We start from the raw sequence: 12,013 nt of genomic DNA, 5'->3' as shown, positions 1-12,013 counted from the left end.
TGTACTGGACACTCCGTTTTCGCGGCGGAGCGGGGCGGGGCCGGACGAGGAGGAGCGGGGGAGGGGTGGCGCGACGCGAGTCGAGAAGTGATGCCCGTGTCCATTAGTCGATGTTTGGCGATGTGCTGTGGTGAACCGTTGATTCATGAACGGCCATGAATTCCCGTGAACGGCCGTGGAAGATCACGACCCGGAATCCGTTTCCGGCCCGGATGTACGACATTCATCGCCGCCAGGTATAGCCGGTACAGCCTCTCGGAAATCAATTGCCGAGAGGCTGTCCGGTTTATTCGGCGGTCGCGCCCGCGGCCGATTCGAGTGTCGGTCGGGCCGGGGTGTGTTGGCGGAATCTGTTTGGTCCTGATCGGTTGCTGTCGGATTAGTGGGACGTCCCGTCCCGGTCGGGATAGGGGCGGACTCGCTCGCGCACCGGCAAAAGGGATAAAGAGTGCGGCCGGGTGAGATGTCTCGACGGCGCGTGCGGGGCGGTGCGCTGTCGGTGACGTCCCCGCGATGGGGGATGTGGGTCCGCCGTCCGGCGTCGACGGCGGCTTTCCGCCTGATGGGGAGTGACCCAAAGTGGGTCCGTGGTGTTTACTGGGCAGCGGTCTGATCCTGACGGGTCCGGACCTTTCCGGGAGGTCCTGGGGGTGGTGCCCCGGGGCCTCTCGTCTTTGCCGCCCGTTTGTGCGGACGCCATATGGCGCTCGCCGGAGAAGCTCCCCGCCGCGTCTTCGGCGGGACGCGGACAACGGGGATAAGCGGTTTGGTAATTGCGCAATGGGTGGCCACTTTTCGGCGGCTTTTCCCCTCGGATTGAGTGTGTTCTCCCGTCGGAAAACCCCGTTGCGAGGGAGTTTCGACCATGATCGCTAACCGTCCCGGTGCCTTCGGAATCGCGACTGGCTTATCTCTCGCGACGAGCGGTACGGTCTGTCCGGCTGCTGTTTCCGCTCCGCCCGGCCTCACCAACCGGGCGATTGCCGCACCTCCCGGAGAGGGAGGCCGGACCCGTCACTCCGGAACCTCGCCGACCAGCGGCGTTCCGGAGTCCCGACAGAACAGAGAAACAGGGAAAGGGATTTCAGACCCCATGCGTACCGTGATACCTCGTCACCAGCGCGTACCGCGGCGTGCAACGCGGCGCGTGTACGCCGGAGCGCGCGTACCGCAGGGCCCGCACGCCGGAGCGGGGGAGTGAACGTGTCCTCGACCGTCGACACCGCCCGCCCTCCCGACCTCCTCCTGGAGCACGGGGACCAGCCCGAGGGAAGCTTCCTGCGCTGGCTGGCGGACAAGGAGTGGCGCGCGCTGCTGCGGGCCGGCCTGCGCCCCCGTGCCTTCGCGCGCGACGAGCACCTGCCCATCGGACCGGCCGACCAGGACGTGTACATCATCTGGGACGGCGTCGTACGCCAGGACCGCTTCCCGCTGGGCGCGGGCGAGAACGTGCCCACCATCACCCGCTTCCGGGGCCGCGGCCAGCTGGTCGGCGAGGCCAAGCTCGTCACCGACGACTCCGCCGTGCGCACCAAGTGCCTGACCGGAACCGTCGTCATCCCGTGCCGCGCGCATCACTTCAACGCCCTGCTCCGCAAGCGGCCCGAGGCCCAGCGCGCGCTGCTGCGCAGCCTGGAGGACCGTAGCCGCAGCGACGAACTCGTCTACACGATGGCCACCAGGCCGCCCCTGGAGCGGGTCAGCAGACTCCTCGCGCATCTCGCCGACACCGCCGGCCGCCCCGACCCCCGGGCGGACCGCGTCAGGATCACCGGCCCGAGCCAGAAGGACCTCGCCGCCGCGCTCCAGCTCGCTGTCTCGACCACGGAGAACGCGATCAGGACCCTGCGCTACCACGGGATCGTCGAGGCCGGATACCGCCGGTTCGTCGTCCACGATGTGGACGCGCTGCGTCACCGCGCCGCCGGACACTGACCCCGACGCCCGAACGGCCCCTCACGGCCGGCCCTTCCGGCGCCCCCTGTTGATGTGACCCTCTGCCCGTTCATGTCCGCCTGATGCCCGAACCTGTTTACTTTCCGGAAATGTGGGCGTAGCCTCCGAGCGAAACCACAAGTTCGGGCACTGGTCGGAGGCGAACGGACATGTACGCACCGGAGCGGCAGCAGGAGATCCTCCGGCTGGCCCGTGACGGCGGCCGGGTCGACGTCGTGTCGCTGGCCGAGGAGTTCCAGGTCACCGCGGAGACGATCCGCCGCGACCTGAAGGCCCTCGACCGGGCGGGCCTGCTGCGCAGGGTGCACGGCGGTGCCATACCGGCCGGACGGCTCGACTTCGAGCCCGACCTCGCCGAGCGCGAGTCGACGGCGGCCGACGAGAAGGACCGCATCGCCAAGGCGGCCCTCGCCGAACTGCCCATGCAGGGCACGGTGATCCTCGACGCCGGGACGACGGTGGCCCGCCTCGCGGGCATCGTCCCGCTGGAGGCCGAACTCACCGTCGTCACCCACTCCCTGCCCATCGCGGCCCGCCTCGCGGACCACCCGGGCATGCAGCTCCACCTCGTCGGGGGACGCGTGCGGCACCGTACGCGCGCCGCCGTGGACGCCTGGGCGCTGCGGGCCTACGGCGAGATCCGCGCCGACGTCGTGTTCGTGGCGGCCAACGGCTTCTCCGCCGAGCACGGGCTGACCACGCCCGACCTCGCCGAGGCCGCGGTCAAGCACGCGGCGATGGGCGCCGCCCGCCGGGTCGTGCTGCTCGCCGACTCCGCCAAGCACGGCCAGGAGCACTTCGCCCGCTTCGGCGCCCTGGGCGACGTGGACCTCCTGATCACCGACAGCGGGCTGAGCCCGGAAGACGCCACCGCCATGGAGCGCGGCGGCACGCAAGTGCTGTGTGTCTAGAAACGAGTGCGCATGATCCTCACGGTCACCCCGAACCCGTCCCTCGACCGCACCTACGAGGTCCCCTCCCTCGACCGGGGCGAGGTCATCCGGGCCACCGGCGAGCGCATGGACCCGGGCGGCAAGGGCGTCAACGTCTCCCGCGCGGTCGCCGCCGCGGGCCGTCGTACGGTCGCCGTCCTGCCGCTCGGCGGCGCGCCCGGCGCACTGGTCGCCAGCCTGCTCGACGCGCAGGGCATCGAGGTCGCGCCGGTCCCGGTCGCCGGGGCCACCCGCTCCAACATCGCGCTGGCCGAGGCGGACGGCGTCCTCACGAAGATCAACGCCCCCGGCCCGGAACTGACCGCCGCCGAACAGGAGTTGCTCCTGGAGACCGTGCGCGGGCAGTCCCGTGACGCCGACTGGATCGCCTGCTGCGGCAGCCTCCCGCGCGGCCTCGCGCCGTCCTGGTACGCCGAGTTGGTCGCCCGCGCCCACGCGGCCGGCGTCCGCATCGCCCTGGACACCTCGGGCCCCGCGCTCATCGAGGCCCTGCGCGAGCACCCCGACGTCGTCAAGCCCAACGCCGAGGAACTCGCCGAGGCCGTCTCCCGCCCCCTCGCCACCGTCGGCGACGCCGTCAAGGCGGCCGAGGAACTACGGGAGTTGGGCGCGGGCGCGGTCCTCGCCAGCCTCGGCGCGGACGGCCAGCTCCTGGTCGACGCCTCGGGCGCCTGGTACGGCAGCGCGCGCGTCGACGTCGTCCGCAGCAATGTCGGCGCGGGGGACTCCTCGCTGGCCGGCTTCCTGATCGCCGGCGGCCACGGCCCCGAGGCCCTCGCCTCGGCGGTCGCCCACGGCGCGGCGGCCGTCCAGCTCCCCGGCAGCGTGATGCCCACCCCGTCCGACCTCGACCCGTCCGCCGTCACGGTCACCACCGACGTCCCGGTCGACCGCGTCCTGACGGAGCCGGTCGCATGAACGTTTCTACGGCCCTCAGGACACCCCTCGAACCGGCCGGAGGGCGGCGGCACACCCCGCGGTCAGTCACCCCGGCCACCACCCCGGCCACCCCCACCGCGACACCCCGCGGTACCCCCGTCCCCGTCCCCGTTCCCGTTCCCGTCTTCCCCCCCGTCCCCACCCCCGCCCACGGCACTCCCCGGGCGATACGCGTGCGAAGGAGCCCGCGATGAGCGAGATGATCACCGCGGACCTGGTCGACCTCGACCTGTCCGCCGATACCAAAGAGGCGGCGGCACGCGCCCTCGCCGAGCGCATGGTTGCCCAGGGCCGGGTCACCGACCTCGACGGCTTCCTCGCCGACGTCGCCGCCCGCGAGGCGCAGATGCCGACCGGCCTCGACGGCGGCATCGGCATCCCGCACTGCCGCAGCGAGCACGTCACCGAGCCGACGCTCGCCTTCGGGCGCAGCGCCGAGGGCATCGACTTCGGCGCCCCGGACGGCCCCGCCGACCTGATCTTCCTGATCGCCGCGCCCGCCGGGGCCGACGACGCCCACCTCACGATCCTCTCGGCGCTCGCCCGGCAGCTGATGAACGCCGAGTTCACGTCCGCGCTGCGCTCCGTCGGCGACGCGGCGGGCGCGGCGGCGCTGATCCGCGGCGACGAGCCCGCGGGCTCCACAGACTCCGCTGCGGCACCGGCGGCGGCCTCCGCCGGTGCCGCAGCGGACAGCACCGACCCGGCGGGGGAGGGCGACCGCCCCTTCCGGATCGTCGCCGTCACCTCCTGCCCCACCGGTATCGCGCACACCTACATGGCGGCCGAGTCGCTGGAGAACGCCGGCCGCGAAGCCGGTGTCGAACTCGTCGTGGAGACCCAGGGCTCGGCCGGTTTCACCCGGCTCGACCCGGCGGTCATCGCGGCGGCGGACGGGGTGATCTTCGCCCACGACGTGCCCGTCCGCGACAAGGCCCGCTTCGCCGGCAAGCCGACCGTCGACGTCGGCGTGAAGGCCGGCATCAACCGCCCCGCCGAGCTGATCACCGAGGTCCGCGGCAAGGCGGAGCGGGGTGAGGTCACGGCCGGCGCGGGCGCCCCGACCCCCGTCGAACGCGGCGGTGAACCGGGCGAGGGCTACGGCACCATGCTGCGCAAGTGGCTGATGTCCGGCGTCAGTTACATGGTCCCGTTCGTCGCGGCAGGCGGTCTGCTGATCGCCCTCGGCTTCGCGATCGGCGGCTACGAGATCAAGTCCGCGCCCTCGGTCATGCAGCACTTCGCGTGGACGCAGACCGACAGCTGGGCCGCGCTGATGTTCCAGATCGGCGCCGTCGCCTTCGGCTTCCTGGTCCCGGTCCTGGCCGGCTACATCGCCTACGGCATGGCCGACCGGCCCGGCCTGGTGCCCGGCTTCGTCGGCGGCATGATCGCCTCCACCATCAACGCGGGCTTCCTCGGCGGTCTGGCGGCCGGTCTGATCGCCGGTGGCGTGGTGCTGGCGATCCAGAAGGTGAGGATCCCCAAGGCGGTCCGCGGGATCATGCCGGTGGTGGTGATCCCGCTGATCTCCACGGCGATCGTCGGGTTCCTGATGTTCGTGGTCATCGGCAAGCCGATCGCCTCCGCGCAGAAGGGCATGACCGACTGGCTCAACGGCCTCAGCGGCTCCAACGCCATCCTGCTGGGCGCCCTGCTCGGCCTGATGATGTGCTTCGACCTCGGCGGCCCGGTCAACAAGGTCGCGTACACCTTCGCCACCGCCGGTATCGCGGTCTCCAACCCCAGCGACTCCGCGATGAAGATCATGGCCGCGGTGATGGCGGCGGGCATGGTCCCGCCGCTGGCGATGGCCCTGGCCACGACCGTGCGCGGCAAGCTCTTCACCGAGACCGAACGCGAGAACGGCAAGGCCGCATGGGTCCTGGGCGCCTCCTTCATCTCCGAGGGCGCCATCCCGTTCGCGGCGGCCGACCCGCTGCGGGTCATCCCGTCCTCGATGGTGGGCGGCGCGATCACCGGCTCCCTGTCGATGGCCTTCGGCGCGACCCTCCGCGCTCCGCACGGCGGCATCTTCGTGGTCCCGCTGATCGGCCACGCGTTCCTCTACCTGATCGCCATCGCGATCGGCATGTGCGTCAGCGCGGCCCTGGTCGTCGTACTGAAGGGCATGCGCAAGCCGGCCGCCGGGAGCACGGCCCCCGGAGCGCCGGAAGACATGGCGGCCCCCGCGGCGGACGCCAAGCAACCGGTCGCCGCCTAGCTGCTTTTGGCCCGCTGTGAGGTGTTCACGGCAACTGCGAGATTCGTCACGGTCCGGGACCACGGTCCCGGACCGTGGTGTCTACTGGAACGCATGCCTGAGCACGTCTCGATCCTCCAGCTGACCGGTGTGGCCGTCCTCGCCCTGGCGACCGTCGCCTGGGTGCTCGGCCTGACCCGCATCCTGCGCCGCGCCCTCGTCGAACCCACCGTGTGGCACGCGGCCCACCCGCTCCACGGCTTCCCGAACCAGCGCGCCACCGCTCCCCACCTGGAGTCCGTCGAACTGACCCCGGCCGAGCGCGACGCCTTCGCCGGTCTCGTACGACAACTCAGCGACGGCCGCTGAACCCCCCACCCGCACTTCCGCCCGGGGCCCTGCCCGGGGGTGGGTCCTACGAGACCTGCGCCGCCCGGCGTTCCATCGCGTCCCGGGCCGCGTCCTCGCTGTCGTACACCTCGCACATGTGACGGCCGTCGGGCGTGGCCGTGTGCTCGACCTCCCACAGGGAGATCTCCGCGCCGTCCGGCAGCAGGAACGCGTGCTCGTAGAGCGAGAAGCACGCCGCCGCGCGGCCCGCTCGGTACGGGCGGCCGAAGGCCTGGATGATCTGGTGCGCGAACGCCGTCGCCAGCAGCGCCGCCGTCTCCTCGTCCGGCTGGTCCGCGTTCTCGGCGCGACGCAGTAAACGCCGCGCGTGGTCCGCGGAATTGTCCGCCAGATACGAGTGCCGCGGCTCCGGAATCGGTGACAGGTGCACCAGCACCGGGAGTTCGAAGTCCGTCGTGTCCGGCGGCATCGGCAGCCGCGCGGTCGCCGTGCGCAACTCCTCCTCGTCGACATACACCTCGTGCTGCGCCTCCCGGCCCAGCACGGTGTTGTGGACGAGCTCCCACAGGGTCAGCGCCGAACCGTCGCTGAGCAGCCACGTGTGCCGGTACGTCTCCCGGTGCAGGCCCGCGCTGTGGTGCGCGGAGTGCAGCGAACCGTCGTACGCCAGCGCGCAGTCCAGGACCAGCCGTATCGTCTCGTCCGGCAACTCGAAGGAGTTCAGGGCACGGCCGAGCAGTCGCGCGAGGTGCTCCTCCGGAGACTCGTGCGACTCGGGTGGTTCGTACGCTGCCATGTCGTACGGAACGCTCAAGGCTTCTCCCGGCGTTGCTGCATGTCACCTTGTGGGTGCATACCGTAGCCCCTCGGTCGGACATCGTGCCCGAGAACCGAGAAAACGTATGCCCGGAAAACGCGCGGGCCGCGCGAGATGTTCCCGCGCGGCCCGAAATTCCGTCAAAAGCTGCCGGTCAGGCGGCACTTCCCGCGGTCCACTCGCTCCACGCCATGTTCCAGCCGTTGAGCCCGTTGTCCGGGGAGACCTGCTTGTCGGGGGAGTTCTTCACGATCACGACGTCCCCGATCAGCGAGTTGTCGAAGAACCACTTGGCGTTCGTCGCGCCCTGCGCGCCCTGCACGTCCGCGAGCCCCACACAGCCGTGACTGGTGCCGGTCCGGCCGAAGGGCGGGTTGGACTGGTTGTACCAGTAGTTGCCGTGGATGAACGTCCCCGACGAGGTCAGCCGCATCGCGTGCGGCACGTCCGGGATGTTGTACGCGTTGCCGAGGCCCACCGTCCGGCTGTCCATCGGCGTCTGTGTCAACTTCTCGGAGATCACCATCTGGCCGTTGTACGTGGTGTGTTCGGGGTCGCCCGAGGAGATCGGCAGCGACTTGAACGTCTGCCCGTCCCGCACCACCGTCATGGTCTGCGTGTTCACGTCGACCGTGGAGACCTGCGAACGGCCGATGGTGAAGGTCACCGTCTTCTTCTGCACGCCGTAGACGCCGTTCGCGCCCTGTACCCCGTCCAGGTCGATCTTCATCGTGACCTTGGAACCGGCCTTCCAGTACTCCTGCGGCCGGAAGTCGAGCCGCTGCGCCCCGAACCAGTGCCCCACGACCTGCTGCCCGCTGCTGGACGTCACCGTGATGTGCGACTGCACGGCCTTCTTGTCGCCGATCACCTTGTCGAAGGTGAACGACACCGGCATCCCCACACCGACCGTCGTCCCGTTGTCCGGCGTGTACGTCCCTATGAAGCTGTTGCTCGAACTGACCGTCGTGAAGACCGAGTTCGCCGCGGAGGTCTTGCCGCTCGCGTCCTTCGCGGTCGCCGAGATCCGGTACTTAGTCCCGCGTTCCAACTGCGCCTTCGGCTTCCAGCTCGCGCCGTCCGCGGAGACCGCGCCCTCCACGGCCTGCCCCGACTCGGCCACCGTCATCTTCACCTCGGTCAGCCGGCCGTTGCTGACCTGCACACCGGTGGAGTTGATGGACGCGTTCATCGAACCGTCCTTGGCCGAGATGACGATCTTCGCGGTGGACGCCTTGACCGACGAACCGCCGACGCCCTTGCCGTTGGTGTCGGAATCCGCGCTGGCGTTGCCGCCGCACGCGCTGAGGGTGAGGGTGCCGACCACCAGGGCGGCGATGGCCCCCAGTACGCGCCGCGCTGCTATGTCCGGCGTTGTCACGGGCTGCTCCAGGTTCGTGTGGTGTGGGTGATCCGCTGCGATGCGTGGACAAAGAGGGTCCCCGCCCCCGCACGGGTTCCCGCCGTTCCCCAAGAACGCCATCCGGTGACAGAACCGCGACAAACACCGGGACGAAGCCCCGGAAACACCGGACCCACACCACCACAGGACGCCTACCGCCTCCCGTACAGCTCCTCGTACGACGGCCACGCCCCGCCCGGCCCGTCCACCGACTCGGCGGCCCGCACCGCGCGCACGATCGCCCGCGTCACCACGTCCGCGCCGGCGGCGAGAATGTCGTTGAGGGCGAGGGGGTGTTCGGCGTCGAGCTGACGGGCCCCGGTGGCCAGCGCGAACACCGTGTCCCCGTCGTGCAGCAGATGCACCGGCCGCACCGCACGCGCGATGCCGTCGTGCGCCGTGCTGGCCAGCTTCTGCGCCTGCGCCTTGGACAGGTCCGCGTCGGTGGCGACCACGGCGAGCGTGGTGTTCAGCGGAGGAGGCGTGCGCTGCGCGGCCGTCTCGGCGAGCCGCCGACGCGCGGCCTCATGCACCCGCGCCTCCGGGTACGTCACCCGCCCCTGGAACAACTCGCCGTACAGGACGCCCGTTTCGGGATCCACGACCGACCCCGCCGCGTTCGCCACGACCAGCGCGGCCACCGTGATCCCCGACTCCAGCACGATGCTCGCGGTCCCGACGCCACCCTTCATCGGCCCGACCGCGGCGCCCGTACCGGCGCCCACGCACCCCTCGCGCACCCGCACCCCCGGCCCGCTGATCGCGGCGGCCTCCACCGCGGCCCGCCCGGTGGCCGCGTCCGGCCTGGCCTTGAAGTCGCCGCCCCGCCCCAGGTCGAACACACAGGCCGCGGGCACCACCGGCACGACATGCGCCGGATCCGCGCCCACCCGCACCCCGCGCCCCTGCTCCTCCAGCCAGGCCATCACCCCGGACGCGGCATCGAGCCCGTACGCGCTGCCACCGGTCAGCACGATCGCCTCGACGCGCTGCACCACATTGCGCGGATCGAGCGCGTCCGTCTCCTTGGTACCGGGCCCGCCGCCGCGCACGTCCACGGCGGTCACCGCCCCGCCCTCGGGCGCGAGCACCACGGTCGTACCGGTGAGCCAGCCGTCCCCCGAGCGCGTCGCGTGACCCACCCGCACTCCGGCCACGTCCGTCAATGCGTCAACTGTCATGGAGTCCAGTCTCATGCAGCGCGCGGTGGATCCGGGGACCGGTGGTGCGGTCGGGGCGGTTGTTGGGTCGCTGGTCGGCTCCGTGTGGAGCGTTGTTCCCCTGCTGGTCGACTGGGTACGGGTGCCGGTCAGCCCACCGGTACCGTCGCCTCGGCCTCGCCCGCCACGCCGGCCGAGAGCGCGGTCAGAGTCGTGCCGACCGCCACCGTCAGCGCCGACACCAGACCCGCCGCGAGCACCGCCCAGGAGCCCAGGAAGGTGCAGCAGAGCACCAGCAACGCGGCGACGGGAAGCACCAGTTGCTGGGCCAGGCCCACCTTGTAGTGACGGGCGTGCAACGCCCACACGCTGAACAGGTACAGCGCCGTCGGCAGCGTCACCGCGGCCGACGCGGCCAGCGTCGAGATGTGCGCCCTGCCGGTCGCCTCCGTGACCGCCACCTCCAGACCGGCGCCGATCGTGGCCGCCGACGCGAAGATCAGATAGTGGCCGTACCCCCACAGGAACGCCTGCCGGTTGGACCGGAGATGGCCGTGGATCGGCACCACGAAGTAGATCCACCAGGCGGCGAACACGATCAGCAGCCCGCCCGCCGCGATGGGCAGCAGTTCGCCCAGGGCGTCGTGCTCGTCCACCCCGGACCTCACGGCCACCGTGGCCGCCGCGATCGTCTCGCCCAGCACGATGATCGTGAACAGGCCGTACCGCTCCGAGATGTGGTGCGGATGCCACGGCGTAGGGAAGTCCTTCTCCGCGTAGCGCGGAACGCACAACTCGGCGATCACCATCACGAGGAACACCCAGCCGCGGGCCGGTTCCGGCAGGACCACCAGGCCCGTCCAGCCGATCATGCAGAGCAGCACGCCGCCCGCGTACCGCAATGCCATCGTCCGCTCCGGGCCGGTGGTGCCTCGCGCCGCCCGCAGCCACTGGGTGGCCATCGCCAACCGCATGATCACGTACCCGAGCCACACCAACAGAAAGTCGTGGTGCTCGAAGGCTCGCGCGACGCCGGCCGCGAGGACCAGCACACCGGAGATCTGCACCAGGGTGACGATCCGGTACAGCACGTCGTCGTTGTCGTACGCCGAGGCGAACCAGGAGAAGTTCATCCAGGCCCACCAGATCGCGAAGAACTGCATCGAGTAGCTGAGGACGCCCTGTCCCGCGTGCCCCTCGGCCAAGGCGTGCGCCAGCTCGACCCCCGCCTGCGCGATCGCCACGACGAAACACAGGTCGAAGAAAAGCTCCAGCGGCGAGGCGACCCGGTGTGGTTCGTCCCGGCCGCGGGCGGTCAGCGGGCGCAGGGGTCTGGGAATCTCGGACGTCATGCCCACAAGCACAGCAGATAACGGCACGATTTTCAGAAGCGGGCCGCTCGGTCGCCGGGCCGCCGTCCACGGGGCGCACTCGTGGCCGCCGTGGCCGTACGCTGGAGACATGAGTACCGTCCCCGCCCCCGAGCCGCGCGAACCGAGCGGGCCGGGCCGTCCGAAGCCCGCCCTGGTCTTCGACGACCCGCTGAGCCGGCCCTCCGCGGACGACACGGACCGTGGGTGGGGCGAGCGGGCCGAGGGCGACAGCGCCGCCGATCTCAGGCGCTTCCTCGACGAGAAGCCGCCCCACCACATCTGAGCCGCCGGTCACGGCTCTCGTAACGCCCGGGTCGTCGGCTACGGCTCCCGGTGTCCGTTGCCGCGCTGGGCGACCAGCGCGTCGCGGATCTCCTTGAGGACCTCCAGCTCGGTGATCTCGATGACCTCGTGCGTGCCCTCCTTGGCCTTGCGCTGGGCCTCCTGCCGGGCCAGGTACTTCGACATCGGCAGGACCATCAGGAAGTAGACCACCGCGGCGGTGATCACGAAGCTGAGGGCGGCGCCCAGCACCGAGCCCCACATCAGCTGGATGCCCTTGTCCCCTGAGCAACTGTCGCTCAGGCACGAGCTGTAGCTGTCGAGGTTCTGCGTGCCGATCGCGCCGACGAGCGGGTTGATGAGCCCCTTCACCACCGAGTTGACGATGTTCGTGAAGGCGGCGCCGATGACCACCGCGACTGCCAGATCGACGACGTTCCCGCGCATCAGGAAGGTCTTGAACCCCTGCCAGACGCCCGGTTCTTTCTTCTTCTCGCTCAACTCGGAGCCTCTTCTCGCACGCGCAGGGTGTGGAACCAACAGCTCCGCAACCTACGTCACGGCGAGGCCGCCGTGT

Annotated in this window: 11 protein-coding genes; 6 read left to right on the top strand and 5 right to left on the bottom strand. The window is 70.7% G+C overall.

Features of this window, described 5'->3' with window-relative positions:
• The first annotated feature begins 1,203 nt into the window (after positions 1-1,203).
• The 5 genes from ACIQPR_RS04550 (at position 1,204) to ACIQPR_RS04530 (ending at position 6,420) form a co-directional block, all read left to right on the top strand.
• Entirely contained in the window at positions 1,204-1,935 is a 732-nt protein-coding gene (locus ACIQPR_RS04550; protein WP_403641771.1) for a Crp/Fnr family transcriptional regulator, read from the top strand.
• A 170-nt stretch (positions 1,936-2,105) separates the two neighbouring features.
• Positions 2,106-2,867 carry a DeoR/GlpR family DNA-binding transcription regulator gene (locus tag ACIQPR_RS04545; RefSeq protein ID WP_403641768.1) on the top strand — a complete coding sequence of 254 codons (762 nt, stop codon included), beginning with the start codon at positions 2,106-2,108 and terminating at the stop codon, positions 2,865-2,867.
• A 12-nt stretch (positions 2,868-2,879) separates the two neighbouring features.
• Positions 2,880-3,827, top strand: a complete 948-nt coding sequence (gene pfkB, locus ACIQPR_RS04540; RefSeq protein WP_403641765.1) for a 1-phosphofructokinase — start codon at positions 2,880-2,882, stop codon at positions 3,825-3,827.
• A gap of 211 nt (positions 3,828-4,038) precedes the next feature.
• Positions 4,039-6,072 carry a fructose-specific PTS transporter subunit EIIC gene (locus ACIQPR_RS04535; RefSeq protein WP_403641762.1) on the top strand — a complete coding sequence of 678 codons (2,034 nt, stop codon included), beginning with the start codon at positions 4,039-4,041 and terminating at the stop codon, positions 6,070-6,072.
• Between the two features lie 93 nt (positions 6,073-6,165).
• Positions 6,166-6,420 carry a hypothetical protein gene (locus ACIQPR_RS04530; RefSeq protein ID WP_403641759.1) on the top strand — a complete coding sequence of 85 codons (255 nt, stop codon included), beginning with the start codon at positions 6,166-6,168 and terminating at the stop codon, positions 6,418-6,420.
• A gap of 46 nt (positions 6,421-6,466) precedes the next feature.
• Here the strand turns inward: ACIQPR_RS04530 and ACIQPR_RS04525 are convergent, their stop codons facing one another.
• The 4 genes from ACIQPR_RS04525 to ACIQPR_RS04510 all read right to left on the bottom strand — a co-directional run bounded on the left by ACIQPR_RS04525 (position 6,467) and on the right by ACIQPR_RS04510 (position 11,133).
• Entirely contained in the window at positions 6,467-7,216 is a 750-nt protein-coding gene (locus tag ACIQPR_RS04525) for a DUF6227 family protein (RefSeq protein ID WP_403641756.1), read from the bottom strand.
• Between the two features lie 157 nt (positions 7,217-7,373).
• Positions 7,374-8,600 (bottom strand): Ig-like domain-containing protein, encoded by a 1,227-nt coding sequence (locus ACIQPR_RS04520; RefSeq protein ID WP_403641754.1) that lies wholly within the window; start codon positions 8,598-8,600, stop codon positions 7,374-7,376.
• A 173-nt stretch (positions 8,601-8,773) separates the two neighbouring features.
• Positions 8,774-9,802 carry a P1 family peptidase gene (locus ACIQPR_RS04515; RefSeq protein WP_403641752.1) on the bottom strand — a complete coding sequence of 343 codons (1,029 nt, stop codon included), beginning with the start codon at positions 9,800-9,802 and terminating at the stop codon, positions 8,774-8,776.
• Positions 9,803-9,930: 128 nt separating this feature from the next.
• Positions 9,931-11,133, bottom strand: coding sequence for a low temperature requirement protein A (locus ACIQPR_RS04510; protein WP_403641749.1), 1,203 nt, complete (start codon positions 11,131-11,133; stop codon positions 9,931-9,933).
• A gap of 109 nt (positions 11,134-11,242) precedes the next feature.
• Here ACIQPR_RS04510 and ACIQPR_RS04505 point away from each other — a divergent pair, with 109 nt between their 5' ends.
• On the top strand, positions 11,243-11,437 hold the full coding sequence (locus tag ACIQPR_RS04505; RefSeq protein ID WP_403641746.1) for a hypothetical protein: 195 nt from the start codon (positions 11,243-11,245) through the stop codon (positions 11,435-11,437).
• Positions 11,438-11,475: 38 nt separating this feature from the next.
• Here ACIQPR_RS04505 and mscL read toward each other — a convergent pair whose 3' ends face one another.
• Complete coding sequence (mscL, locus tag ACIQPR_RS04500) at positions 11,476-11,937, bottom strand: large conductance mechanosensitive channel protein MscL (RefSeq protein WP_403641744.1); 462 nt, start codon at positions 11,935-11,937, stop codon at positions 11,476-11,478.
• Between the last annotated feature and the right edge of the window lie 76 nt (positions 11,938-12,013).

This window comes from Streptomyces sp. NPDC091280 (assembly GCF_044768565.1).
In the GTDB taxonomy this organism is placed as follows: domain Bacteria; phylum Actinomycetota; class Actinomycetes; order Streptomycetales; family Streptomycetaceae; genus Streptomyces.
This window is presented reverse-complemented; position numbering and strand designations above follow the sequence as displayed.